Annotated in this window: 25 protein-coding genes and 2 pseudogenes; 13 read left to right on the top strand and 14 right to left on the bottom strand. The window is 67.7% G+C overall.

Features of this window, described 5'->3' with window-relative positions; translation table 11 throughout:
• Positions 1-22 precede the first annotated feature (22 nt).
• Together ACZYZE_RS00810 and ACZYZE_RS00805 are read right to left on the bottom strand one after the other, a co-directional pair.
• Positions 23-307, bottom strand: a complete 285-nt coding sequence (locus ACZYZE_RS00810) for a DUF1540 domain-containing protein (RefSeq protein ID WP_463905686.1) — start codon at positions 305-307, stop codon at positions 23-25.
• Between the two features lie 300 nt (positions 308-607).
• Positions 608-1,048 carry a protein-tyrosine phosphatase family protein gene (locus ACZYZE_RS00805; protein ID WP_463905684.1) on the bottom strand — a complete coding sequence of 147 codons (441 nt, stop codon included), beginning with the start codon at positions 1,046-1,048 and terminating at the stop codon, positions 608-610.
• A 178-nt stretch (positions 1,049-1,226) separates the two neighbouring features.
• Between ACZYZE_RS00805 and ACZYZE_RS00800 the strand changes: the two genes are divergently transcribed.
• Entirely contained in the window at positions 1,227-1,520 is a 294-nt protein-coding gene (locus tag ACZYZE_RS00800; protein WP_463905682.1) for a DUF4287 domain-containing protein, read from the top strand.
• Positions 1,521-1,608: 88 nt separating this feature from the next.
• Here the strand turns inward: ACZYZE_RS00800 and ACZYZE_RS00795 are convergent, their stop codons facing one another.
• Entirely contained in the window at positions 1,609-2,211 is a 603-nt protein-coding gene (locus ACZYZE_RS00795) for a LacI family DNA-binding transcriptional regulator (protein WP_459318419.1), read from the bottom strand.
• A 295-nt stretch (positions 2,212-2,506) separates the two neighbouring features.
• On the opposite strand from ACZYZE_RS00795, the gene ACZYZE_RS00790 reads away from it, so the two are divergent.
• Both ACZYZE_RS00790 and ACZYZE_RS00785 read left to right on the top strand, forming a co-directional pair.
• On the top strand, positions 2,507-3,019 hold the full coding sequence (locus ACZYZE_RS00790; protein ID WP_463905680.1) for an SRPBCC family protein: 513 nt from the start codon (positions 2,507-2,509) through the stop codon (positions 3,017-3,019).
• Between the two features lie 6 nt (positions 3,020-3,025).
• Positions 3,026-3,625 (top strand): DUF6919 domain-containing protein, encoded by a 600-nt coding sequence (locus ACZYZE_RS00785; protein WP_463905678.1) that lies wholly within the window; start codon positions 3,026-3,028, stop codon positions 3,623-3,625.
• Here ACZYZE_RS00785 and ACZYZE_RS00780 read toward each other — a convergent pair.
• On the bottom strand, positions 3,622-3,900 hold the full coding sequence (locus ACZYZE_RS00780; protein WP_463905676.1) for an antibiotic biosynthesis monooxygenase family protein: 279 nt from the start codon (positions 3,898-3,900) through the stop codon (positions 3,622-3,624). The two genes, ACZYZE_RS00785 and ACZYZE_RS00780, sit on opposite strands and share 4 nt — an antisense overlap.
• A 232-nt stretch (positions 3,901-4,132) precedes the next feature.
• Between ACZYZE_RS00780 and ACZYZE_RS00775 the strand changes: the two genes are divergently transcribed.
• From ACZYZE_RS00775 to ACZYZE_RS00765, 3 genes are all read left to right on the top strand, one after another.
• The gene (locus ACZYZE_RS00775) at positions 4,133-4,819 is read left to right on the top strand and encodes a GntR family transcriptional regulator (protein WP_459318423.1); all 687 of its coding nucleotides are present in this window, start codon (positions 4,133-4,135) and stop codon (positions 4,817-4,819) included.
• Between the two features lie 254 nt (positions 4,820-5,073).
• Positions 5,074-6,474, top strand: coding sequence for an MFS transporter (locus ACZYZE_RS00770; RefSeq protein WP_463905673.1), 1,401 nt, complete (start codon positions 5,074-5,076; stop codon positions 6,472-6,474).
• A 4-nt stretch (positions 6,475-6,478) separates the two neighbouring features.
• Complete coding sequence (locus tag ACZYZE_RS00765) at positions 6,479-7,474, top strand: ornithine cyclodeaminase family protein (protein WP_463905671.1); 996 nt, start codon at positions 6,479-6,481, stop codon at positions 7,472-7,474.
• Between the two features lie 296 nt (positions 7,475-7,770).
• Here the strand turns inward: ACZYZE_RS00765 and ACZYZE_RS00760 are convergent.
• The 3 genes and pseudogenes from ACZYZE_RS00760 to ACZYZE_RS00750 form a co-directional block, all read right to left on the bottom strand.
• Positions 7,771-8,310 (bottom strand): annotated as a pseudogene (locus tag ACZYZE_RS00760) (IclR family transcriptional regulator); the annotation flags it as partial.
• 33 nt (positions 8,311-8,343) lie between these two features.
• Positions 8,344-8,565: a helix-turn-helix domain-containing protein gene (locus ACZYZE_RS00755; RefSeq protein ID WP_463905669.1), complete on the bottom strand. Its 222-nt coding sequence runs from the start codon at positions 8,563-8,565 to the stop codon at positions 8,344-8,346.
• 323 nt (positions 8,566-8,888) lie between these two features.
• Positions 8,889-9,923 (bottom strand): Lrp/AsnC family transcriptional regulator, encoded by a 1,035-nt coding sequence (locus ACZYZE_RS00750; RefSeq protein ID WP_463906150.1) that lies wholly within the window; start codon positions 9,921-9,923, stop codon positions 8,889-8,891.
• A 135-nt stretch (positions 9,924-10,058) separates the two neighbouring features.
• On the opposite strand from ACZYZE_RS00750, the gene ACZYZE_RS00745 reads away from it, so the two are divergent.
• Entirely contained in the window at positions 10,059-11,297 is a 1,239-nt protein-coding gene (locus ACZYZE_RS00745; protein ID WP_459318427.1) for a M20 metallopeptidase family protein, read from the top strand.
• A gap of 21 nt (positions 11,298-11,318) precedes the next feature.
• A complete protein-coding gene (locus ACZYZE_RS00740) occupies positions 11,319-12,605 on the top strand; it encodes an MFS transporter (protein ID WP_459318428.1) in 1,287 nt (428 codons plus the stop codon).
• 124 nt (positions 12,606-12,729) lie between these two features.
• Here ACZYZE_RS00740 and ACZYZE_RS00735 read toward each other — a convergent pair whose 3' ends face one another.
• Both ACZYZE_RS00735 and ACZYZE_RS00730 read right to left on the bottom strand, forming a co-directional pair.
• Complete coding sequence (locus tag ACZYZE_RS00735) at positions 12,730-12,966, bottom strand: hypothetical protein (RefSeq protein ID WP_459318429.1); 237 nt, start codon at positions 12,964-12,966, stop codon at positions 12,730-12,732.
• Between the two features lie 122 nt (positions 12,967-13,088).
• Positions 13,089-13,394, bottom strand: a pseudogene (locus ACZYZE_RS00730) (GNAT family N-acetyltransferase); the annotation flags it as partial.
• A 306-nt stretch (positions 13,395-13,700) separates the two neighbouring features.
• Here ACZYZE_RS00730 and ACZYZE_RS00725 point away from each other — a divergent pair.
• The 4 genes from ACZYZE_RS00725 (at position 13,701) to arfB (ending at position 16,504) form a co-directional block, all read left to right on the top strand.
• On the top strand, positions 13,701-14,615 hold the full coding sequence (locus ACZYZE_RS00725) for an alpha/beta fold hydrolase (protein WP_463905666.1): 915 nt from the start codon (positions 13,701-13,703) through the stop codon (positions 14,613-14,615).
• 167 nt (positions 14,616-14,782) lie between these two features.
• Positions 14,783-15,181 (top strand): hypothetical protein, encoded by a 399-nt coding sequence (locus ACZYZE_RS00720; protein ID WP_463905665.1) that lies wholly within the window; start codon positions 14,783-14,785, stop codon positions 15,179-15,181.
• A 66-nt stretch (positions 15,182-15,247) separates the two neighbouring features.
• Positions 15,248-15,862 carry a hypothetical protein gene (locus ACZYZE_RS00715; RefSeq protein ID WP_463905664.1) on the top strand — a complete coding sequence of 205 codons (615 nt, stop codon included), beginning with the start codon at positions 15,248-15,250 and terminating at the stop codon, positions 15,860-15,862.
• Positions 15,863-16,081: 219 nt separating this feature from the next.
• The gene (gene arfB / locus ACZYZE_RS00710) at positions 16,082-16,504 is read left to right on the top strand and encodes an alternative ribosome rescue aminoacyl-tRNA hydrolase ArfB (protein ID WP_459318433.1); all 423 of its coding nucleotides are present in this window, start codon (positions 16,082-16,084) and stop codon (positions 16,502-16,504) included.
• 66 nt (positions 16,505-16,570) lie between these two features.
• Here the strand turns inward: arfB and ACZYZE_RS00705 are convergent, their stop codons facing one another.
• Genes ACZYZE_RS00705 through ACZYZE_RS00695 form a run of 3 tightly spaced genes read right to left on the bottom strand, consistent with a single transcriptional unit; the run spans position 16,571 to position 18,342 of the window.
• The gene (locus ACZYZE_RS00705; RefSeq protein WP_459318434.1) at positions 16,571-16,951 is read right to left on the bottom strand and encodes a DUF7793 family protein; all 381 of its coding nucleotides are present in this window, start codon (positions 16,949-16,951) and stop codon (positions 16,571-16,573) included.
• Positions 16,952-17,008: 57 nt separating this feature from the next.
• Positions 17,009-17,299, bottom strand: coding sequence for a hypothetical protein (locus ACZYZE_RS00700; protein WP_463905662.1), 291 nt, complete (start codon positions 17,297-17,299; stop codon positions 17,009-17,011).
• Entirely contained in the window at positions 17,299-18,342 is a 1,044-nt protein-coding gene (locus ACZYZE_RS00695; protein WP_459318436.1) for an NAD(P)-dependent alcohol dehydrogenase, read from the bottom strand. Before ACZYZE_RS00695 ends, ACZYZE_RS00700 begins: the two co-directional genes overlap by 1 nt.
• A 193-nt stretch (positions 18,343-18,535) precedes the next feature.
• On the opposite strand from ACZYZE_RS00695, the gene ACZYZE_RS00690 reads away from it, so the two are divergent.
• A complete protein-coding gene (locus ACZYZE_RS00690; RefSeq protein ID WP_459318437.1) occupies positions 18,536-19,456 on the top strand; it encodes a helix-turn-helix transcriptional regulator in 921 nt (306 codons plus the stop codon).
• Here the strand turns inward: ACZYZE_RS00690 and ACZYZE_RS00685 are convergent.
• Entirely contained in the window at positions 19,422-21,182 is a 1,761-nt protein-coding gene (locus ACZYZE_RS00685; RefSeq protein WP_463905660.1) for an acetyl/propionyl/methylcrotonyl-CoA carboxylase subunit alpha, read from the bottom strand. The two genes, ACZYZE_RS00690 and ACZYZE_RS00685, sit on opposite strands and share 35 nt — an antisense overlap.
• The gene (locus ACZYZE_RS00680; protein WP_463905658.1) at positions 21,182-22,885 is read right to left on the bottom strand and encodes a 5-oxoprolinase subunit B/C family protein; all 1,704 of its coding nucleotides are present in this window, start codon (positions 22,883-22,885) and stop codon (positions 21,182-21,184) included. The genes ACZYZE_RS00685 and ACZYZE_RS00680 overlap by 1 nt, the downstream gene beginning before the upstream one ends.
• Between the last annotated feature and the right edge of the window lie 13 nt (positions 22,886-22,898).

Here is a 22,898-nt window from a genome sequence, read left to right as displayed (position 1 = left end):
CCTCTGGATGCTGCGTTCGGTCCTATCGGTGGGCGTAAGTGAGGCAGTCGGCATTGTCAACGCCGGGGCCAACATGCACTTCAGGGGCCTTGCACATCAGGTGGTCGTTATGGGCGCATTCGGAGCGCTGGCAGGCTCCGACGTCGGCCAGCACCTTGGGCAGGCCGCCATGGACGCCGATATCGATGAAAGTGGCGCAGGAGGCGTGATTTTCAGCGCCGCCGACTGTGATGGCGGCGGCATTACACGAAGAGTGGTCGTTGAAGGAGCAATTGCTTACGCTGCAGTCGGCTACGTGCGTGGTCATTGGAAGGTCCTCCGTCGTTGGGCCGCCGGGGCCGGGCGGCTCCCTTAGTCCACGGTAGGCCGGGCCTGCGCAATCAAAAAGACCCAGTTGTGTGACGTAATGCCGCGGCCGGGACAGCGCTCAGCCGAGCCTGGCCGGCCCGCGGAGGGTGGCGGACCAGCAGCCGGCGCGGCGACATCGCGTCCTCGAGGCGCGAAATTCCTGGCGCTAGCGGAATGCAGGCCGCGTCAGGAATTTCGAGCGTCGAGAGTGGGGTGGCGCGTCGAGAGTGGGGTGGCGCGTCGAGAGTGGGGTGGCGCGTCACGCCGTCGGACCCTGGAACCGCGCGATGTACCGCCGCTGCCAGGGTGTCTCCACGGCACCAGGGCGGTAGCGCCGGCGGACGAAATCCACGGCTTCCACTGGCGGCACTCCGTCCAGGATGGCGATACAGGCCAGGGCGGTACCGGTTCGACCGCGGCCGCCCTGGCACGCGACCTCAACCCGTTCGTCCGCGGCACGGCGCCAGGCGTCTTGCAGCGCAAGGAGGGTGTCGGCGTCGTCGGCCGGCAGCCGAAGATCCCGCCACCGGACCCATCGGGAGTCCCAGAGGAACGGAGTCGGAGCCTTGCCCAGCAGGTAGAGACCAAAGTCAGGGTCCGGCCCGGCCGGAAGCGGCCCGATCAGGCCGTGGCCGCGGATCAGGCGGCCGGACGGGAGGCGCAGGACACCGATCTGGCCCGCTTCCCACGTCTGCGTCATGATTTCGAGGGTAGGCGCTGCCGCTGGTGCACTGAAGCTGGTGCGCCAATACCCGCGCAGCAGCAGTGCCGCGGGAGCGAAAACCCTGCGCTCCTGCCCGGGATACGAGGTCTGGCGGATCCGGTGAGCTGTCTTTAGAGTGGCGGAGGAAAGCCACGCCCGCAGAAAGGGAACCAGAATGTCCTTCCAGGCCTATCTCGACACCATTGAAGACAAAACCGGACTCACCCCTCGCCAGCTCCTCGATGTCGCCCGGGAGAAGGGCCTTGCGGAGCCGTCCGTGAAGGCCGGGGCCATCCTTCAATGGCTCAAGGAGGACTATGGGCTCGGCCGCGGCCACGGCATGGCCCTGGTCCATGTGATCAAGAACGGGCCCCGGATCGATTCCCATCACGTTGGCTCCGCCGGTGTGCACCGGGACGAGTCGGACATGCTCTGGCTCGATGGCCAGGCTGCGAAACCCACGTCCTAGGGAGTTCACTGTCACGGCTACCGTCAAAGTTCCTGAGAGCCGGGGAAGTTCCGTCGGTTTTGGGGGCCATTTGTGGCTGTGTTCAGGCTCAGGATGACGCGCCGCGTAGCCGGGCGAGAAGCAGGGCGACTGCCTGCTCGAAGAGCCGGTCAGTGCCGTCCGCGGCACCGTCCCGGGCGGCAGGACCGGCCAGTCCCGGCGCCAGCACCTCGTACCCATCGGGCTGCAGCGTGTCCGAGAAGACCAGCTGGGCCACGCCGTGCGCCGCGAGCTCGGCCAGGGTCTTGAGGTCATCCGGACTGCGGTCCACCGGGACGGAACCGAGGATGACGCCGTCAGCCCCGCCGGAGAGCATGAATTGCCGCCAGCTGTCGCCCAGCACGATGACCGTCTGGTAGCCCTGCCGCGGCAGAATCCTTGCCGCCGCCGCGGCCAGCGCCCGGTCCCAGGGCTGTTCAAGGTCTGCGATGGCCACAGCCACAAGGTCTGTCCGTCCGCGCCGCATCCCGCGGGCTGACTGGTTGGCGACGTAGCCCAGCTCGCGGACCGCGGCGTGGACACGGTCCTGGGTGGGTCCGCTGATCCGGGTTGTTCCGCCGAGGCGGCCGGAGAGCACGTACGAGACGGTGGTCAGGGACACCCCTGCCGCCTCCGCGACATCGCGGATGGTGGGCTTGGATCCATGCCGCACTGTTGCTCCCGGTTTCCTCGCCGCCGCGAATGCGCGCCGGTCCTGAAAATGCGGTCCGCCTCGAACTCTTACAAGCCGGACTCCAGCTTGAACTCTAGCGGCAGATCATGAACGCCAGCGGGCCGATGCTCTCCGGACCGGCGCCAGGTTCATCCGGGACCGTTGGGAGTTCTCTGGGGCGGCCCAGTGTTACCCCAGATTTCCTGCCGTGACGCAGCGGGACAAAATTCTGCGCGGCCGGGAGCGGCTGGCCTAGCCTGCTTAGAAGGCCCGCAGATCACAGGAGGTGCAGGACTTGTCGCCAACCACGCGCCGGACCACCCACCGGCTCATGATTGATGCCCCGGAGGCGCTCATCTTCACCATGCTGCGGGACTCCTCGCACTGGCCGGACCTGGCGGGACTCACCGATTACGCCGAGCGCGTCAGCGGCGATGATTCGAGCCACGACCTGCGGACCTCCGTCGTGGTCAACGGCTCGCTGAGCTCCAGCCACTGCCACCGCATTTTTGATGCCGACGGCCGACATGCCGGCTTCCGGCAGCTCGGTCTCGAGGCCCCGCCGGTGCACCTCGGCGGGGACTGGGAGATCCGCCCGTCCGACGGCGGGACCGTCGTCACGCTGAACCACGAGTTCGAGGTGGAGGCGGACGATGAGGGGCTCTCAAAAATGATCCACGCGAACATCGTCGACTTCAGCCGGCGCGAGCTTGAAGCCCTCCGCCTCAGCTGCGAACGGCTTGCCCGGCTGCTGCAGCAGCCCTCCACCGGTGCGGCGGCGGCCAACGCTGCCGCGCGGGAAGCGTAGCCGTCCATGACCGGGGACAGCGTCAGCACCGAACGCGACGGCTTCGGGCGGCTCCTGGCGGACCGTCAGATCTGGCGGCAGGCGGGGACGATCCCGGCGGCCGGCGAGCTGACCGCGCGCTGGCTCCAGGGCCGCAGCGAGTACCAGCCGGGAACCTTCAGCCCAGTCATCGACGAGGAAACCGGGGCCATCGCCGGCGAGCTTGCTGAACTCAACCGGAGCGGACTCTTCACCAGGGAATCCCAGCCGGGCATGCTCGCCGCGGAGCATGCCCAGCGCTCCTATGTAACGGGCTTCTGCAGTGCCGAGGCGGCGTCGAAACTGCTGGACCTCTCCGCCCGGACCGGCCTCGTCACCGTGGCCCACGCCCCCGGCGAAGCCGGCCAGGCATCCATCCCCGTGACGCTGCGGGACGACGAGGTGGTGACTGTCCTGGGGAGCGGCGAGGCTCCCATCGGGGACAAGCAGCTCAGCGACTGGGCCGACGAGGCCAATGAGGCCCTGGCCCTGGTGCTTGCCGAGTCCTGGTACGTCGAGGTCTTCGACCCGGTCTGGGGACGGAACGGGGTGCTCCTGCCCGCTGTCCTGAAGGCGCTGGCCGTCTAGGCCGTGTCCCAGCCGACGCTGGCCGCCTCGTCGAGGGTGTGCGGCTCAAAGTGCTCGAGCATCTCCCTGATCGCCGTGATGCTCTGCCCGTACATCGTCGAGCCGCGCCACTGCTCGATCTGTTCAATTGATTCCCAGGGCCCGGTGCTGATAAACCGGTTGGGGACGTCATGGTCGTGCATCAGTACGGCCTTGGTATGGGGGAAGTCTTCCGTTGTTTTTCTGGCCAGGTCCCGCCAGGCCTGGACAAAATCATTCTCCCGGCCCGGTTTCACCAACCAGATTCCAAGCGTATAGACCGACACGTCGACCGCCTCCTAAGTTCTTTCATGGGTGGATTTGCGGGTGGATACCCCGATTGTCGGCCTGTCCTCCCTACGGCGGTAGGGCCGATTTACCCGCTGGCCCTGACCCCGCGTGGGATCGCCGTCCCCGGACTTATGGCCTCAGTCCAATGATCGCTATTGTTCATAAGGCAGACCTGATCAATCCGGAAGGGAAGTCCACGTGCGCCCCGAATCTAGGGCCGGAGTACCCGCACTGCGGGTTCTGGGTAACCGCGACAGCCTTCGCGAGCGGGCCATCGAGTCGTTGCGCGATGCATTGATCGCCGGCGATCTTGTACCCGGCGAGGTCTATTCCGCACCGGCGTTGGCCGAGATGCTCGGCGTCTCCGCGACCCCGGTGCGCGAGGCGATGATCGATCTTGCGCGCGAGGGCCTTGTCGATGTGCTGCGCAACAAGGGTTACCGGGCTGTCGGCTTCAGCGACCGGGACCTTGACGAGCTGACCGAACTGCGAGCCCTCATCGAAGTGCCCACCATGGGCAAGGTAGCCGAGCTGGCCGACCCTGCCGACGTTGAGGCGCTGCGCCCCCTGGCCGACGAGCTAAACGCCACCGCTGCGGCCGGCGAGATACGCGAGTTCGTCCGGATCGATATGGAGTTCCACCTGCGGCTGCTGGCCATGGCCGGAAACCGGCATCTGGTGGAGGAAGTACACCGGCTCCGCACCCGGTCCCGCCTTCGTGGTCTGGCCGAGCTGGCTGCCAGCGGGCAGCTGGTCACCACGGCCAATGAGCATGCCCAGCTGCTGGACCTGCTCATAGCCCGCGACAAAACCGGCGTCGAACAGCTGATGGCCCGGCACATCGGCCACATCCGGGGCATCTGGGCGGGTCAAAGCACGCCCTGAACCCTGCACCTCCTGATCCGGTCCCTCCCCGCGGAGGCCGACTCCGGCCGTGCCTCCCCGCCGTTGAATCCATGGAACGGCTGAAGATTCCGGGTGAACACACCTTGCGTTATGCCATGTAACATTTTACTGTTGGGTCTAACGAAGGCTGTGCCGCGGAACACACCGATGAGAACCGCGAGCAAACGATGGGTCCTGGAATGCACTACTCCAGCGGTCCGCCGCCTCTCATACTCCCAGCAAGGGGCAGAACAATGAGCCAACCCAAGACCCAGACGCTACCCGCCACGAATTTCAAGGTGCTTACCGCGAGCCTGAGTGGCAGCACCATCGAATGGTTCGACTTCTTCCTGTACGCCACCGCTGCAGCGTTCATCTTCGACAAGCAGTTCTTCCCCACCGATGACCCCTACCTCTCGCAGATGCTCTCCTACCTCACGCTCGCGCTCACCTTCTTCATCCGACCCTTCGGCGGCATCATCTTCGCCCACATCGGCGACCGCATCGGCCGAAAAAGGACCCTCGTCGTCACACTCTCGATGATGGGCGGGGCAACGGTGGCCATTGGACTCTTGCCCACCTTTGACCAGGTCGGCATGCTCGCCCCGGCGCTGCTGATTCTCTGCCGCATCATTCAGGGTCTCGCGATCGGCGGTGAATGGGGCGGCGCCCTGCTGCTGGCCTACGAATACGCCCCCAAGAACCGCCGGGGCTTCTTCGGCAGCGTCCCGCAGATGGGCATCACCATCGGCATGCTGCTCGCCACCGTATCGTTTGCGCTCGTGTCCCAACTGCCAGGTGACGCGCTGGAGGCCTGGGGCTGGCGTATCCCCTTCGTGGCCTCGCTGATCCTCATCTTTGTCGGTCTCTGGATCCGCGGCAGTCTGGGCGAGACCCCGCAGTTCCTCAAATCGAAGGAATCCAACGACGTCCCCAAGCTGCCGATCGCCGAGACTCTGCGCCACCACTGGCGCTCGGTCCTCGTGGCGATAGGCGCCAAATTCGTCGAGACCGCTCCGTTCTATATCTTCGCCACGTTCGTGGTCAGCTATGCAACGCGAACCCTGGACTACGAACGGGCCACGGTGCTCAATGCCGTCAGCGCCGGAGCACTTGCCAGCACCATCATGATCCCGGTCATGGGTATGCTCTCGGACCGCTTCAGCCGGCTGCGGGTCTACCTGTGCGGCGCAGTCCTGCTCGCCGTCTTCGCCGCGCCGTTCTTCCTCCTGCTGGACACCGGGGCCAACTGGGCGGTGTTTGTGGCCGTGATCATCGCCCTGGGCGGCGTCTGGCCACCGGTCACCGCAACACTGGGAACTCTCACGTCCGAAATCTTCTCCACCCGGATCCGGTACACCGGCGTCACCCTCGGCTACCAGATCGGTGCCGCCCTGGCCGGCGGGACCGCGCCGCTGCTCTGCACCTTCCTGCTCGCCCGGTTCAACGGGTCCTGGCTGCCCATTGCCGGCTACATCCTGCTCACGGCCACGATTTCCATCATCGCGGTCTCCTTCGCACCCCGGCTCGTCAAGGCCGAAGAACTCAGGACCGCAGCTCTTGACGCCTCGGCCCCCGCCGCCGAACCGGCCCCCGAACCGGCCCCCGAACCCGTCGCTGACCGTGACAACCTGCAACTCAGCACCCGAAAGTAGTTCCATGCCCACCGCAACACCTGCCCTGGATCCCGCCGCCACGTCACCCTTCCCCGTCCCTGCCCCCGTCCCCGAGGCACCCCTGTGGTTTGGGAAGGCCGACGTGGCCGCGAGGATCCACCCGCAACGGGCCCGGGCGCTGATCGAATGGGCCCTGGGCAGCGGCTTTGATCCTGCGCAGGATCCGGACCGCATCAATACCCCGGCGGGGGCGGGTCACTTCCTCCTGATGCCCTCCACCCTGGGTCCCTGGAGCGGCATCAAGGTGCTGTCCGTGGCTCCGGACAACCCGGCGATCGGGTTTCCCCGGGTCCAGGCCACCTACGTGCTGATGGATGCCCTGACGCTGACCACCCGGGCGTTGATGGACGGCTCGCTGCTGACGGAACTGCGGACTCCGGCGGTCTCGGCAGTGGCCGCGGATCGACTCGCCGCTCCGGACGCCTCGCAGCTGCTCGTCTTCGGAACGGGGCCGCAGGCCCTGGCCCACATCGAGGCCATGGCGGCAATCCGTCCGCTCCGGAAGGTGACCGTCGTCGGGCGTTCGCCGGACAAGGTGGCCGCAGCGTTGGCCAAGGCGGCGGAACTCGGCATGGAGGCGGTGAGCGGTGACGCGTCAGCGGCGGCGGATGCGGACATCATCGTCTGCGCCACCAGCGCCAAGGACCCGCTATTCGACGGTTCCCTGGTCAAGGACGGCGCCTGTGTCATTGCCATGGGTTCCCATGAGACGGACCGGCGGGAGCTCGATGCGGGGCTGCTGGGACGTTCCCTCGTTGCCGTCGAGGACACCGCCACGGCGCTGCGTGAAGCGGGTGATGTGACCCTGGCGATCGCCGAGGGAACGCTCGACGGCGGGACACTGGTACCGCTGCTGGAGCTCGTCCGCGGCACGGCGGTGCGCCGCAGTGACGCCCCGAACGTCTTCAAGAGCGTCGGCATGTCCTGGCAGGACCTCGCAGTGGCAATCGGCGTGGTGGATCCGGGCATAGGGTCCTAACCCAAGCAACGCGGGGTCACTTACGGCCCATCCCAAGCCCCGGGATGGGCCGTAAGTGACCCCGCGTTGTTGTTTGCCGGACGACGGCGGCTACTACACTTTCCGGTGGATCGACGTGTAGCTCAGGTACGCGTTGAGGCCTTCGCCGCCGAACGGTGCGGCGTGGTTGGAGGCGAAGGGTGCTGCTCCCGGTCCGGGGGAACTTCGACACGGACACGCCGCCCCATATGCCGCCGACGTCGAATATTGCCCCCAAAGTGCCCCCGGACGGACGCTACCCGGCCGCACAAAAGGGCTCAGTCCGTGCCGGCGACTTGGCTTCCCAACAGCGTTTCCAGCGGGATCCGAGCCGTGGCGCGTTCGATCTGGGCGGCAATGCCCCGCAGGACGGGCAGGTGCCGCGTCATCGTGACGGCCTGGCTGGCGGGCAGCACCAGGCCGATCGAGGCGCCGATCCGGCCGGTGTGGAAAACCGGGACGGCGATGGAACAGGAGCCCAGCCGGACTTCCTCCAGCGTGGTGGCGTAACCCTGCTCGCGGATCCGGGCCAGCTCCGCGGTCAGCTTTTTGGGGTCCACGTAGGTGTGCGCAGTGTGCCGCTGCAGCTGCCGGTTCTGGTAGGCGTCCCGGACCCAGTCTTCCTCGAAGGCGAGGATGACTTTCCCGACGGCGGTCGCGTGCATGGGCAGCCGCCCGCCGACGCGGCTGGCACGCGGGGCGCGCCTGGATCCGTAGACCCGGTCGATGTAGAGCACTTCGTGGCCGGCCCGGACGGCGAGGTGTGCGGTTTCGCCGGTGAGCGAGAACAGGTCCTGAATGTAGGGCCGGGCCGCGTCCCTGAGTTGCCGCCCGGTGTTCTGGACGAGCTCTCAGTGGCGGATGCCCAGCTGGTAGCGGCCGTTGGGCTCGCGGTAGAGCAAGCCCCAGTCCGTGAGTTCGTTGACCAGCCGGTGGGCGGTGCTCAGGGGCAGCACGGATTTTTCCGCGATGTCGGTCAGGCTGAGGACGCCCCGGGACTTTTCGAAGGCGTCAAGGATGGCCAGGACCTTCGAGATCACGGTCCTGCCGGGTTCGCGGCTGCCGCCGGCCATCCTGACCTCCCTATAGTTGGTGCTGGGCCTGTTCCAGGCCGTCAGCTTGGCCATCCGGCCGCCCGGAATCGAGTGAAGTCCGCAAGAGAGCGCACCCTGCCGGGCGGCAGCTGCGCGGGAAGCCGCATCCGGGCGCAGGCGGCACGGCGGAACGAGGCCAGGACGCAGGGCCGTGCGCTCCTTCCCGGTTACCGGCCGAAAACCCGGTCTAGAGCAAAGGACACGCCGGGCTGGGGGCGTGTCGCGCGGAAGCAGCTGGGCAGGAGCGCGGCGCGGCCCGGGCGCGGCCCGGGCAGCCGTGCGGCCGGACAGAAAGCGCCCACTCACGTCGTCGGCATCAGCTCGGCAGCGGGCACGACGACGGTTCCGGTCGCCGTCGAATCCGAGTTCAGCATCCAGCCGACCCGCTTGGCGGTACTGAGCACTACAACGCTTTCCACGAGTTCGATTCCAGGGATCCGCAGCTGGAGTGCTTGTTCGGCGTTCATGACGTCGGCCAGGGAATGCAGCCACATCAGGATCACAAAGTTGGTGCGGCCCGTGGTCGAGGCAGTGAGCCGGACGTTGCGGAAGCTGCGCAGCTCGGCAGCGGCGGCCTCATGCTGGCCGGGCGGTACGTTGGCGAACCACTGGCAGCTGACCGGATATCCGGAGTATTTCTGCGCAATTTCGCACCGGAATGAGAGAACCTGGCTGGCCAGCACACGGTTAAGTTGCCGCTGGACTGTGGCCGGGCTGCGTCCCAGGGCGCGGGCGATGTCCGCGGCCGCCGCACGCCCGTCCCTGGCCAGGAACGGGATCAGCGCCAGGTGGCTCGGCGGCAGTGGCGTCCCCTGGTTTCCGGCCGGTGCCGGGCCCGACGTCTCGGGTCCTGCTAGCGCCTGAAGGGCGGTCTTCTGCGACTTGTCCAGGACGTTCAGCCGCCACGCGTAACCGCCGGAGTGCAGACGCGTGCACAGCGATGTCTGGTACTTGCTGAGGCCCGGGATCTCCCTGAACTGGGGCACTACGATGTCGCTGAAGTGGGCCAGGGTGGGCGTGATGACCGTCAGCATGAGGTCACGGTTGCTGGCCGCTTCCTCCACCGTGACAACTTCCGGGATAGCCGCCAGCGCGGCGGTGACGTCGGCACGCAGCTTCATCTCGCAGTCCACCTCCACGAGCGCCAGGCACATCTGCTTCGGATCGCCCATCAGATGAGCCGTACTCCAGGCGGCGCCGGAGGCCTTCAGCCGCTCCCAGCGGGCGGCCAGGGTGGTGGCATGGGCGCCCAGGATACCGGCGGCATCCGCCCAGCTGATCCGCGGCGCAATCTGCAGCGCGTTGATCAGCTGCAGGTCTTCCTCACTGATCTCCATAAGACCTCCGGCATCCATGCACGATTCCTGTTCCAGCAATCATACTTTTGAATTTATCCAGCCATTCCTGCTGGTGTGACTCCAGTCACTCCACAATGGGTGAGTACTTACCAACCGTTCGGGAAGAGGGAACATATGTCGGTCACCGCCGATGCCAGGGAACTGCACAGCCAGATCACCCGGCTGCGCCATGAGCTGCACCAGGAGCCGGAGATCGGCCTTGCACTCCCGCGCACCCAGGAGAAAGTTCTCAAGGCCCTCGACGGACTGCCGTACGAAATCACCCTCGGCACGACCACGACGTCGGTCACCGCTGTTCTGCGGGGCGGCGCACCGCACGAGTCGGCCGGCAAACCCGTTGTCCTGCTCCGCGCGGACATGGACGGCCTCCCCGTCCAGGAGCGCACCGGCGTCGACTTCTCTTCCAGGATCGACGGCGCCATGCACGCCTGCGGCCACGATCTGCACACCTCGATGCTGGCCGGGGCCGCCACCCTGCTGGCCGAACGCCGCGGGCAGCTGGCCGGCGACGTCGTCCTGATGTTCCAGCCGGGCGAGGAGGGCTACGACGGCGCCGGCCACATGATCCGCGAAGGCGTCCTTGACGCTGCGGGCCGGCGTGCGGACGCCGCCTACGGCATGCACGTCTTCTCGTCCCTGGAGCCGCACGGCCAGTTCGCCACCAAACCGGGCGTGATGTTGAGCGCCTCGGACGGGCTGTTTGTCACGATCCTGGGCGCCGGCGGCCACGGCTCCGCCCCGCACGCGGCCAAGGACCCCGTCACGGCGGCCGCCGAGATGGTGACCGCCCTGCAGGTCATGATCACGCGGCAGTTCAACATGTTCGACCCCGTAGTCCTGACCGTCGGCGTCCTGCAGGCAGGCACCACCCGCAACGTGATCCCCGAATCGGCGCACATCGAAGCGACCGTCCGCACGTTCTCCCACGCCTCCCGCGAACGGATGATGTCCGCCGTCCCCACTCTCCTGAGAGGCATCGCCAGTGCCCACGGCCTCGAGGTGGAGGTCGAATACCGCGCCGAATACCCGCTGAGCATCACGGACGAAAACGAGACCCTCACCGCGGAGAAGACCATCCGGAACCTGTTTGGCGAGTCCAGGTTGACCCGTTGGGCCACCCCCCTCAGCGGGTCCGAGGACTTTTCCAGGGTGATGGCAGAGGTGCCCGGTACCTTCATCGGGCTCAGCGCCGTCGCCCCGGGGGCGGACCACACCTCCACCGCTTTCAACCACTCCCCCTACGCCACGTTCGACGACGGCGTCCTCACCGACGGCGCGGCGCTCTACGCAGAGCTCGCCATTGCCCGCATCGCGGCGCTGGCCGCCGGCAACCCCGTTTCGCTCGCTTCCTAGCCCTACGACTCCGGAGACATCATGACCACCATTACGAACCCGCAACTCGCCAGCCGGGCGGCCACGCGGAAAACCCTCCTCGGTACGGGCATCGGAAACGCCGTCGAATGGTACGACTGGGCCATCTACGCCACGTTCACGCCCTTCATCGCCAGCCAGCTGTTCAGCAAAGCAGATCCTGCCTCGGCGGTGCTGGCAACCCTGGCGATCTTCGCCGTCGGTTTCGTGGCCCGGCCGGTCGGGGGATTCCTGTTCGGCTGGATCGGCGACCGCGTCGGCCGCAAGACCTCCATGACGCTCGCCGTCGGCCTCGCGTCGCTGGGCAGCCTCATGATCGGCGTCGCGCCATCCTTCGCAAGCGTCGGCGTCTGGGCGTCCCTGACTCTCCTGCTGGCCCGGCTGATCCAGGGCCTGGCCCACGGTGGTGAGCTGCCGTCGTCGCAGACGTATCTCTCCGAAGTGGCCCCGAAAGACAAGCGCGGCCTGTGGTCCACCCTGATCTACACCTCGGGCACTGCGGGAATCCTGGCCGGCACCCTGCTGGGCGCCGTCCTCAACATGACCCTGAGCGCCGATTCAATGAACGCCTGGGGCTGGCGCATTCCCTTCCTGGTCGGTGCCGTCATGGGCCTGTACGCCTTGATCATGCGCTCCAAGCTCCACGAGACCGAGGCCTTCGAAGGCGAGTCCACCTCCGAGAAGCGCGCCCCGATCTGGCCGCAGATCCTCAAGCACCGCAAGCAGGCCCTCCAGGTCATCGGGCTGACGGTGGGACTCACGGTGATTTACTACATCTGGGGCGTTGTGGCACCGAGTTACGCCGCCACCGTCTTGAAGATCGATCGCGGTGAAACCCTTTGGGCCAGTGTGGTCGCCAACATCGTGTTCATTGCTGCCCTGCCCTTCTGGGGCAAGCTGTCCGACAAAATCGGCCGCAAAAAGGTGCTGTGGGCCGGGGCGGCCGGAAGCGCCGTAATGCACTTCCCCATGACCTGGCTGCTGAAGGATTCGGCCTGGCAGCTGGCCGTGGGCATGTCCGTCATGCTGATCTTCATCGCCGCCAGCGCCGCGATCGTTCCGGCCGTCTACGCGGAACTGTTCCCCACCAGCATCCGGACAATCGGCGTCGGCGTCCCGTACTCCATCTGCGTGGCCGTTTTCGGCGGGACCGCCCCGTACCTGCAGACCTGGCTCGGCACCATCGGCCAGGCCACCTTGTTCAATGTGTACGCCGTGACGCTCCTGCTCGTCAGCGCACTTTTCGTCTTCACCATCCCGGAGACCAAGGGCAAGGACCTGACGCACTAGGCAAGTCGAAAAGACTCGTCAGATAGTGTCGTTTAGACCTCAACGGAGTGCCCCTCCTGTGCAGCCTGGGGGCACTCCGTTGCTGCGTTTCGAGGCCGGGGCCGGTTCGGGGCGAGCTGCAGTTTCAGCTGTTTCCGGGTGTCTCGCGGTTTCCCACGGCCTCAATCCAGTCGACGGCCTCGTCCGAGAAATAGAAGCCTGAGGGCCCGTTCTCACCCACCCACCAGGCGTCGGAGGCGACAGACCCGCCAGCGTTGGCGATCTCAACAAGTGTCTCCGCCGGCACTGCGTCGCCGTTGTTTTCAATCAGCCATTCCCGCGTCGAAGGCTTCAGCTTCGCCCACCATTGCTCAATACTCATGGCCGCAGTCTGTCATGGCGCGGCGGGTGCCGACAGGCCAGGACGACCGCGCCCTGCGGCACCGCGGCGACGTCGTGTCCGTCGTTGACGGCTTACCACGCCAGCCGTCTCCCTTTCGGACCTCAGCGGCGCCAGCAGTACGGAGTCGTTCTTGACACCCGGAGCAGGCCATAGCGTTCCAGGATCGGTCGTGAATATTCAGTTGAATCGCGGTGGATGAGCCTTTTGCCCAGCGGCAACGCGGCTTGGGCCCGGGCTGCGGTGACGGCGCGGTAAATCCCTCGGCCGCGCCATTCTTCGCGTGTAGCCCCGCCCCAGATGCCGGCGAAGTCCGTGCCCGGAACCGGCTCGAGGCGGCCCGCGCTGACCATCAGCCCCCGATGTTCGGCAACCCAGAGTTCCATCCCGTCGTCACCCCGGTCCCGCCGATGCGGCAGCGGATCGCCCGTGAGCACTCGGGCGAAAAATGAAAATTGAGAAGTGGGAGCGCCCGATAGCCGCCTTCTGGACAGCCTTCGAGGCATCACCGACCGACGGCGACGAAGTCATCGACGAATTGGACGGGCTCGCTGCCGTCTCACCGGCGAGCGACGGCCGAGCCTTGGTTGCCGCCGGCGTATGTGCTGGCCTGCGCCGCCCGCTGCCGTCCCGGCATCCGGTCTGGTGCCTGCAGTTCCGGTCCGGAACCCCTGCGGCTCCGAATCAGTTTCAAAGACCAGGAGCAGAAGGTGGCCATGAGTGTTGAGCAGGAAACCGCCCCCGCGGGAGCGGCCACGCTGCGGCGGCACATCCTTCCCACGGAGCTGGGTCCCTGCACCGTGCGTGTCCAGCAGGGCACCGGAGGGCGGCGTCCCGCGTCGGGCACACCGGAGGTCTACCTTCACGGCGCCGCAGGCTCCTGGACGACCTTCCTCCCGTTGCTTTCCGGGGCGCCAGCCCATGATCGGGTGCTGATTGACCTGCCGGGCTGGGGCGAATCCACGCAAGGTGCCCGGCTGGAACATGTCAGCATCGAGGCGATGGCACGCGCTGTCACAGAGGTACTGAGCTCCCTCGGTTACCGGCGGTGGAGCCTGGTGGGCCACTCCATGGGAGGCTTCCTGGCATTGCACATAGCCGCGTCCTGGCCGGAACAGACAGCCAGCGTAGCCACCATTTCGGCCACCACGTTCGGCGCGGCCGAGGCGGGCCGTCGGCCGCTGCGAAGCCTGTCCAGGTTCCCGGCGTTTGTCGGCATGCTGCTGCTCATGCGCACCCTGACCGCCCTCGGTCCGGCAGGGCCGGCACTGGTCCGCGCAATCGGCACCACACCAGTAATGGAAGCGCTGATGTCCCCGTTCTTCGCAGATCCCGCAGTCATTTCCGCGAGGGTGATCCGCGGGCTCGGCGATGACGCCCGGCCGGCCAGCTTCTCCGCGGCTGCCAGCGCCGCGGCGCATTACGATTTTGGCCAGTGGCGCGGCATCCACTGCCCGGTGCTGGCGACCCGCGGGGACAGCGATGTGTTCACACCACCGTCTGACCTGGTCCGGTTGGCCGATGTAGTCCCGCACGCCCGTCTGGTGACGATCCCGCGTTGCGGCCACTTCGCCAACATCGAGCGGCCGGAGCAGGTGCAACAACTGCTCGATGACCTGTGGTCTCCGTGAGGTGTCCGCCGGCCCGGGCAACCTGACGCTGAGGCCTGCGCCTGCAGGACGGCGCTTCGGCGCACGTCGCTATGGGTAGATTTCGACGGGGTACCTACTCTGCCTAGCTGTCGGAGGAGAGGCGCCGCCGGGCATGGGTGGCTTTCGGTGCGCGTAGAGTGCACACCATGGGGGAAACGAGGATCGCGCAACTTTCCAAGTGGGCACCCGGCGACCGAAGCAGGACTGTCCTCGCGTGGGCAGCCGTGACGGCGATCCTGATCCTTGGATGGGGCGCCTACACCGGTACCGTCCTGTCGATCGCCGGGTTCGATGGCTGGCCCGGGATTGCCTGCGATGGCGAATCACGGCCGGCGTACTGCGCCCCTCAGCCAGGGTGGCGGAAGTTCGAAATGACCATCACCCTCGCTCAGCTTGTCGCCCTCCCCGTCCTCGTCTTCAAGGGGACCAGATCAGCCTCAGGGGTGTGGTTCGACCGCGGGTGGATGCTGTGGCTCTCCGCCGTGCTGCTGATCTGCATCGCAGTGGCACCACTGAACAATCCGCACCTTAGCTACCTCCCGTAGCCTCGGCCGATGCACCCCGTGGCGTCCCCTGTCGAGCCGGGGCACCCGCCGACGAAAGGACCACCTATGACTTTCTTCCAGGACTTCCCGGTACCGCCCACTCCCCCGCGCGGGCGGGCAGTGAGGTACGTGCCGCCGGTCTGGGCCGGCGCACCGCCGTACGAGCTTCCGGCCGTCGTCCATATCGGCCAGTTCCTGCATCACAGCCCGACGATGGTGCTGGCCGTCAAGAGCGCGGACGTCTTCTCAACGGGTTGTTCGTTCGATGTGTCCTGGACCATCCGCCGGGGTGGACAGACCGATGAGGAGTGGGCGGATCTCAACGACGTGTTTTTCCGGCCCGGACCCGGCGGACGCAGGGGCTCCGGAGGAGCTTCGATGCTCCTGTTCGGCGCGGCTTTCCCTGACGGTTCAAAGTCCAGCACCGGCGCGCACCCCCACGAACTTTTCGAAGGCACCGAGGACCCTGCCCCACCGGTCCTCCTGATGAGAAACGGGGGCGGGAACGGCGGCGACGACGAGTTCTCCGGCTCCGGCGCGCTGTGGCTCTGGCCGCTGCCGCCGGAGGGGAATCTTCAGCTCGTCGCAGAGTGGAAAGACTTCGGCCTGGCGGAGTGCGCCATGGTCCTGGACGGGTCCCGGTTGCGTGGCGCCGCTTCCGGCGCGCAGAAATTCTGGTGACCTGCGTTCAGCCATGCGCTGTGGACTGCGCGGCAGACGCACCAGCAGGATAACTGGAAGCAGGAACGCGCTGAAGTTCGGTAGACCCGACGCCGATCCTGACGGCATCGCTCGCTGGAGTTCAGCGGACGGACGGGCGCCGTCATGAGACGGCTACGCTTGCTCTAGCGCACAAGATGGGCGGCTTTGATCGCGCCCATATTGTGCGACGCTGGTTGCATGGATCTGGAGGTGTCGCCCGCGCTCACGATTCCCGCGTCGGAACTCGGCTGGCGGTTCTCGCGTTCGTCCGGGCCGGGCGGTCAACACGTCAACACCTCGGACAGCCGCGTCGAGCTCTCGTGGAACGTCGCCGGCTCGGCGGCGCTGTCGGACGGCCAGCGGCTAATGCTGCTCACGCGTCTCGGCCGGCGCCTCGTCGCCGGGGTGATCACCGTGACCGCCTCCGAGCGGCGCTCACAGCTGCGCAATCGCGAGATCGCCCTGGCCAAGCTCGCCGACCTTGTGGCAGGGGGACTTGCTCCCGAAGCTGCTCTCCGCCGGGCAACCAAACCCACCCGCGGCTCGAACCGTCGGCGCCTCGCCGCAAAGGAACAGCGGGCGGCGACGAAACGGCAAAGAAAGCGGCCGTCCGCCGAGTAGCACGGCCCGCCGCTAGGGAGGGCCGCCGTCGCGCGCTAAGGTGCGGCCCGGCCCGTCGGACCGACCTTAGGCCCGGCTCTTGACGACGTCCGCCAGCCAGGTCATTGCCGCGCTCCTGGAGGTGAAGAACGCGTGCGGGTAGAGGGTGTGCCGGCTCATGGCGGCAGCGATGACGCGGTCCACTGCACTGGATCCGAGGACCGCGATGGCCAGCACGCCTGCCATTTGTGCGAACTCGTACCTGGCCGCGGCACTGATTTCCACGTCGGTCATTTCAGAGAGCATCGGCATCGGGGTGCCGCCGCTGATTCGTTCCACGGCCAGCATGGCGTCCCTGGCGTCGTCGACGTCAACAAACGACCCGGGACGCCAGACGGATTCAATGATCCCCGCGCGGACGCTCAGAGAATTCTTCCCTTCAGCAGCGACAGTTTGAACAGGCATCATTGTGATCATTCTAGGCCTGAGCTGCGGCGACGCCCTGCAGCCTGGTCCCGGTGCGTCCTATCCTCCGCCCGGCAGCGCCCGCCGCTGCGGCCACAGCGTCACCGACTCCAACGCGGACAGCGCCCGGGCCATGGTCTTCGCCTCCGCGGTGAACAGGTGGCCGTGGACACGTTGGCTGCACAGCCGCAGCGCCTGGCCGCGGTCCAGGCCGAACCAGTCCATCACCGTGTCCATGCCGTGCGGGCTGAGCCGCCAGGTCTTGTCCGCGTCCTTGACCATCGCATCCTCGATCGAGATGGCCTCCCGGCGGGAGTCGTGGCCGTCCATGATGGCCACGATGGCCGGCACTAGACCAGCGTGGAGGTGTCAATCACGAAGCGGTACCGCACATCGGAGGCCAGCACACGCTCGTAGGCGTCGTTGATCTTCCCTGCCGGGATGACCTCGATCTCGGCGCCCAGCTTGTGCTCGGCGCAGAAGTCCAGCATTTCCTGGGTCTCCCGGATGCCGCCGATCAGCGAGCCGGCGAAGGACCGGCGGCCGCCGATCAGCGAGAAGACGTTGAGGGAGAGCGGCTCCGCCGGGGCGCCGACGTTGACCATGGCCCCGTCAACGGCCAGCAGGGACAGGTAGGCGTTCAGGTCGATCTTCGCGCTGACTGTGTTCAGGATCAGGTCGAAGGAGCCGGACAGCTGCTCGAACGTGGACTCATCGTTGGTGGCGAAGTAGTGGTCCGCGCCCAGGCGCAGCCCGTCCTCCTGCTTCTTCAGCGACTGGGACAGCACTGTGACCTCGGCGCCCATCGCGTGCGCGATCTTGACGCCGACGTGGCCCAGCCCGCCCAGGCCCACAACCGCGACCTTCTTGCCGGGGCCGGCACCCCAGTGGTTCAGCGGCGAGTAGGTGGTGATTCCGGCGCAAAGCAGCGGCGCCGCGACGTCGAGCTCCAGGCCCTCAGGGATCCGCACCACAAAGTCCTCGGTGACCACAACATGCGTGGAGTAGCCGCCCTGGGTGACGGTCCCGTCGCGGTCCACAACGCCGTAGGTGCCGATGTTGCCCTTGACGCAGAACTGCTCTTCGCCCTTCAGGCAGTTGACGCATTCGCGGCAGGAGTTAACCATGCAACCGACGCCCACCCGGTCGCCGACGGCGTGCCTGGTGACGGCCGCGCCGACCTCGCTGACGATGCCGGCAATTTCGTGGCCCGGGACCAGCGGGTAGCTGGCCGGTCCCCAGTCGCCGCGGGCGGTGTGGATGTCCGAGTGGCAGATGCCGGCGAACTTTATGTCGATCAGGACATCGTGCGGGCCAACTTCCCGGCGCTCGATCGTGGTGGGAACGAGGGGTTCCGTCGCGGAGGTGGCGGCGTAAGCGTTAACGGTCAGCATGGGTCTCCTGCTTGTGGGGGTTCAGGGGGTGGTTGCCCCGGCGTCGGGCACCTTTCAGGTGCGGCCTTTCGGCCCGGACGTCATCGGGGGCACTTTCCATCAAACACCAATCCACTGCCCGTAAGGGAGGCTCTGCTGGTAGGGGTACTGGCAGGGCCTCCCTGACGGCGCCGCACCCTCTAACGTTGAAGGTATGGACAACCAGAGCGAGACCCGTGACTTCCTTGCCACCCGGCGGGCGAAAATCACCCCGGAACAGGCGGGTCTGCCCGTCTATGGCGGCAACCGCCGCGTCCCTGGGCTGCGGCGCGGGGAGGTGGCCATACTGGCCGGGGTAAGTGTGGAGTATTACACCCGGCTGGAACGGGGAAACCTCTCCGGAGTGTCCGAGGGCGTCCTGGAAGCCCTGGCGCGGGCGCTGCAGCTGGACGAGGCGGAGCGGGCGCACCTGTTCGATCTGGCCCGGGCCGCCAGCAGCAGCCGCAAGCCGCAGCGCCGCCGCGCCACGGCCCAGCCCGTCCGCGCGAGCGTGCAGGTTTTGCTCGACGCTATTACCAACGCCCCGGCGTTCGTGCGCAACGGACGCCTCGACATCCTCGCCGCCAACCAGCTCGGCTACGCGCTGTATTCCGAGATGTATGCCAGCCCCGTGCGGCCGGCAAACCACGCCCGCTTCATCTTCCTGGACAAGCGTTCCTTCGGTTTTTATCCGGACTGGGACCGCGCCGCGAATGACACCGTGGCGATTCTCCGCACCGAGGCCGGCCGGGACCCCTACGACCGCGGCCTGACCGATCTGGTCGGGGAACTGTCCACCCGCAGCGAGGAGTTCCGCACCCGGTGGGCGGCCCACAATGTGCGCCAGCACTACACCGGGATCAAGCACCTCCGGCATCCCGTGGTGGGCGACCTCCACCTCATGTATGAGGCCCTGGACCTTTCTGCCGACGCCGGGCTGTCGCTGCTCGTTTATACCGCGGAGCCGGGCTCAGCCGCCGAGGACGCCGTGCGGCTGCTGGCCAGCTGGGCCGCGACCCAACAGTCGGAGACCCAGCAGGCAGGGACCCAGCAATCGGCGACTACCCAATCAGGGCCAGCACCGCACCAGCAGTGACGACGCCACCGGCCTCCGTACGGGGGCCGGTCACGGTGCCGCCGCGGTGCGCCGAGACCTGGGTTTCCATCTTCATCGCCTCCAGCACGACGACGGGGTCCCCCGCCGAGACCTCGGCGCCCGGTTCGACGAGCCACTTCACCACGGTGCCGGCCATGTCGGCGCGCAGCTCCCCCTGACCGGCGGCGGCAGCAACGCCGTCGGACGCTCCGTTCACGGACACGCCGGCAGGCAGCGGACCGCCCGAGCGTGCCCAGCCGTCCAGCAGGTCAGCGGGCAGCCCGACCGCCATCCGGCGGCCGTCCACCTCGACGGTGATGGTACGGCGTTCGCCGTCGGGCTCCGTGGTGCTGTAGCCCGGGTCGGCGGAGATGGAGACAGCGTCGGCGAAGTCGGTTTCGATCCAGCGGGTGTGGATGCCGAGGCCGGTTTCGGAGGTGAAGTCCGGGGATTCGACGACGGCGCGGTGGAACGGCAGCACGGTGGCCACCCCGGTGATGCTCATCTCCGCGAGGGCCCGGCGGGCGCGGCGCAGGGCCTGCTGCCGGTCCGCGCCGGTGACAATCAGCTTCGCCAGCAGCGAGTCGAACTGCGGCGGGACGAAGGAGCCGGAGCGGACCCCGGTGTCAAGCCGGATGCCGGGGCCGGTGGGGCCGTGGAACTCGTCGACGGTGCCGGGCGAGGGCAGGAAGCCCCGCCCCACGTCCTCGGCGTTGAGCCGGAATTCGAAGGAGTGGCAGCGCGGTGCCGGGTCCTCGGTGATGCGCAGCGGCTCCCCGGCGGCGATGCGGAACTGTTCCTGCACGAGGTCGATCCCGGTGGTTTCCTCGGTGATGGGGTGCTCCACCTGCAGGCGGGTGTTGACCTCGAGGAAGGCCACGGTGCCGTCGGCGGCGACCAGGAATTCCACTGTGCCGGCGCCGGAGTAGCCAGCCTCGCGGCAGACGGCCTTCGCGGCGTCGTAAATCAGCTGTGTCTGTTCGGGGCTGAGGAACGGCGCGGGGGCCTCCTCGAGGAGCTTCTGGTGCCTGCGCTGAAGGGAGCAGTCGCGGGTTCCGACGACGACGACGTTGCCGTGCGCGTCCGCCAGGACCTGCGCCTCGACGTGGCGCGGCCGGTCCAGGTAGCGCTCGACGAAGCATTCGCCGCGTCCGAAGGCGGCTACGGCCTCACGGACGGCGGAGTCGAAGGCTTCCTCGATTTCGTCCAGCGCACGGACCACCTTCATGCCGCGCCCGCCGCCGCCGAAAGCTGCCTTGATGGCGATTGGCAGGCCGTGCTGTTCGGCGAACGCGCGGGCCTCCGCGGCGCATTCCACGGGCCCGTCGCTGCCGGCGACGAGCGGGGCACCGGCGCGGACGGCCGCCTCGCGGGCGGTGATCTTGTTGCCGAGCAACCGGATGGCGTCCGGGGTGGGGCCGATCCAGGTCAGCCCGGCGTCGAGGACGGCCTGGGCAAAGTCGGCGTTCTCGGAGAGGAATCCGTAGCCGGGGTGGATGGCGTCGGCGCCGGATTCGGCGGCCGCTGCGAGCAGCTTGGGGATGTTCAGGTAGGTGTCCGCCGGCGAGTTGCCGCCCAGGGCGTAGGCCTCGTCCGCGGCGGAGACGTGCAGGGCGTCAGCGTCGATATCCGCATAGACGGCGACGGAGGCCAGCTGCGCGTCGTCGCAGGCCCGGGCGATCCGGACGGCTATTTCTCCGCGGTTAGCGATCAGGACCTTGCGCATCAGTTACTCGCTTTTCGTTCGGGGGTGACTTGTTCGGGGGCCGCCGCGGCGGACTGTTCGGGGGACATCTGGCCGGGAGCCCAGCGGAATCGGATCGTACCGCCGATCGGGACCTGGGCCGCGGTGTCGAGCTGGTGATCCACCACGACGGCGATCACCGGGTAGCCGCCGGTGACAGGGTGGTCGGCCAGGAAGAGCACTGGCAGCCCTTCCGGCGGAATCTGGATGGCCCCGGCGACGGTGCCCTCACTGGGGAGTTCACCGCTCCGGCTGCGCGCCAGCGGGGTCCCCTGCAGTCGCATTCCCACCCGGTTGGACTGCGGCTTTACCTCCCAGTCCTGGCCGGTGAAGGAATCCAGGGCGGCCTGATCGAACCAGTCGGCGCGGGGGCCGGGGACGACGTCGAGCACAGTCACCCCGGTGCCCGGGAAGTCCGGCTGCAGTTCGGGGTGTCCGACGACGCCGGATTCGGCTTCGCCGCCGGAGGCGAAGAGCTGGCCTGCGGCCAGGGGGGCCGGTCCGATGCCGGACATGGTGTCGGTGGAGCGGCTGCCCAGCACCGGTGCGGCGTCCACGCCGCCGCGGACGGCAACGTAGCCGCGGAAGCCGCTCCCGGGCTGGCCGATGCTCAGGATTTCGCCGTCGAGCAGGGCGAAGGGGGTGGCCATCGGGACGGCCCGCTGCCGGACTTCTCCGGCTTCGCCGTCCAAATCAACCTCCGGCGGCGAGTCGATGGTCAGCTCCGACGGCGCCCCCGCAACGGCGAGGACCTGGTCCCCCACGGCCTGGATCTTCAGGCCGCCGGCGACGGTCTCGATCGCGGCCGCCGAGGGAGCATTGCCGACGAGGCGGTTGGCCCGGCGCAGCGAGGCCCGGTCCAGTGCCCCCGCCGCGGAGACGCCCAGGGCGGAATGGCCGTGCCGGCCGAGGTCCTGGATGAGGCTGTGCAGGCCCGGCGACACGATCCGGAGACCGGACGCAACTTCCGGAGTCGACGCTTTCGCGGACGCAGCGGCAGGTTCCGCCAGTGTCACGGCATCCCGGACGGCCCGGAACTGCACGCGGTGGCCGGGGGCGGCCAGGGCGGGGTGCTCGCGGTCCAGGTCCCACATTTCGGCGCCCGTGCGGCCGATCAGCTGCCAGCCGCCGGGTGAACTGCGCGGGTAGACGGCCGAGTAGTTGCCGGCCAGCGCCACCGAGCCCGCGGGTACGGCGGTGCGCGGCGAGCTGCGCCGCGGGACTTCCAGGTCCCGGTGCTCCCCCACCATGTAGCCGAAACCGGGGGCGAAGCCGGCGAAGGCAACGGTCCAGATCTGGCCGGAATGGGCCGCGATTACACCCTCGGTTCCGAGGCCTGTCAGCTTTCCCACTTCGGCGAGGTCCTCGCCGTCGTACACGGTGTCAATGACCACCAGGCCGCCGTCCCGCTGGACGGGCGCGGTGAGGTCCAGTTGGAGCAGCCGGGCGGCGATCCGTCGGGCCGAGGCCGGCGAGTCCGCCGTGACCAGGACCGTCTCGGCCGCGGCCAGGACGTCCAGCTGGCCCGGCAGCGGGTTTTCGAGAAGCATCGCCTGCAGGGCCAGCACGTCCTGGGTGCCGGCGAGTTCGGCGAGGACCGCACGGGTTCCCACCGCCCGCACGGAACTCACTTTGTGCGCTGCCGTCTGCTGTCCTGCCAGGGTTTCCCCTGCTGTCTCAATCATCAGTTGCCTTCAT

It is taken from the genome of Pseudarthrobacter woesei, assembly GCF_055412745.1.
This window is presented reverse-complemented; position numbering and strand designations above follow the sequence as displayed.

Bases quoted from the DNA above. Each gene is read 5' to 3' on its own strand.
- ACZYZE_RS00765 (WP_463905671.1), top strand. From the start codon at position 6,479: ATGCCCACCGCAACACCTGCCCTGGATCCCGCCGCCACGTCACCCTTC.
- arfB (WP_459318433.1), top strand. From the start codon at position 16,082: ATGGATCTGGAGGTGTCGCCCGCGCTCACGATTCCCGCGTCGGAACTC.
- ACZYZE_RS00735 (WP_459318429.1), bottom strand. From the start codon at position 12,966: ATGAGTATTGAGCAATGGTGGGCGAAGCTGAAGCCTTCGACGCGGGAA.
- ACZYZE_RS00745 (WP_459318427.1), top strand. From the start codon at position 10,059: ATGTCGGTCACCGCCGATGCCAGGGAACTGCACAGCCAGATCACCCGG.
- ACZYZE_RS00685 (WP_463905660.1), bottom strand. From the start codon at position 21,182: ATGCGCAAGGTCCTGATCGCTAACCGCGGAGAAATAGCCGTCCGGATC.
- ACZYZE_RS00720 (WP_463905665.1), top strand. From the start codon at position 14,783: ATGGGGGAAACGAGGATCGCGCAACTTTCCAAGTGGGCACCCGGCGAC.
- ACZYZE_RS00715 (WP_463905664.1), top strand. From the start codon at position 15,248: ATGACTTTCTTCCAGGACTTCCCGGTACCGCCCACTCCCCCGCGCGGG.
- ACZYZE_RS00750 (WP_463906150.1), bottom strand. From the start codon at position 9,923: ATGGAGATCAGTGAGGAAGACCTGCAGCTGATCAACGCGCTGCAGATT.
- ACZYZE_RS00705 (WP_459318434.1), bottom strand. From the start codon at position 16,951: ATGATGCCTGTTCAAACTGTCGCTGCTGAAGGGAAGAATTCTCTGAGC.
- ACZYZE_RS00770 (WP_463905673.1), top strand. From the start codon at position 5,074: ATGAGCCAACCCAAGACCCAGACGCTACCCGCCACGAATTTCAAGGTG.
- ACZYZE_RS00680 (WP_463905658.1), bottom strand. From the start codon at position 22,885: ATGATTGAGACAGCAGGGGAAACCCTGGCAGGACAGCAGACGGCAGCG.
- ACZYZE_RS00810 (WP_463905686.1), bottom strand. From the start codon at position 307: ATGACCACGCACGTAGCCGACTGCAGCGTAAGCAATTGCTCCTTCAAC.
- ACZYZE_RS00755 (WP_463905669.1), bottom strand. From the start codon at position 8,565: ATGGCCGGCGGCAGCCGCGAACCCGGCAGGACCGTGATCTCGAAGGTC.
- ACZYZE_RS00695 (WP_459318436.1), bottom strand. From the start codon at position 18,342: ATGCTGACCGTTAACGCTTACGCCGCCACCTCCGCGACGGAACCCCTC.
- ACZYZE_RS00800 (WP_463905682.1), top strand. From the start codon at position 1,227: ATGTCCTTCCAGGCCTATCTCGACACCATTGAAGACAAAACCGGACTC.
- ACZYZE_RS00785 (WP_463905678.1), top strand. From the start codon at position 3,026: ATGACCGGGGACAGCGTCAGCACCGAACGCGACGGCTTCGGGCGGCTC.
- ACZYZE_RS00690 (WP_459318437.1), top strand. From the start codon at position 18,536: ATGGACAACCAGAGCGAGACCCGTGACTTCCTTGCCACCCGGCGGGCG.
- ACZYZE_RS00740 (WP_459318428.1), top strand. From the start codon at position 11,319: ATGACCACCATTACGAACCCGCAACTCGCCAGCCGGGCGGCCACGCGG.
- ACZYZE_RS00725 (WP_463905666.1), top strand. From the start codon at position 13,701: ATGAGTGTTGAGCAGGAAACCGCCCCCGCGGGAGCGGCCACGCTGCGG.
- ACZYZE_RS00805 (WP_463905684.1), bottom strand. From the start codon at position 1,048: ATGACGCAGACGTGGGAAGCGGGCCAGATCGGTGTCCTGCGCCTCCCG.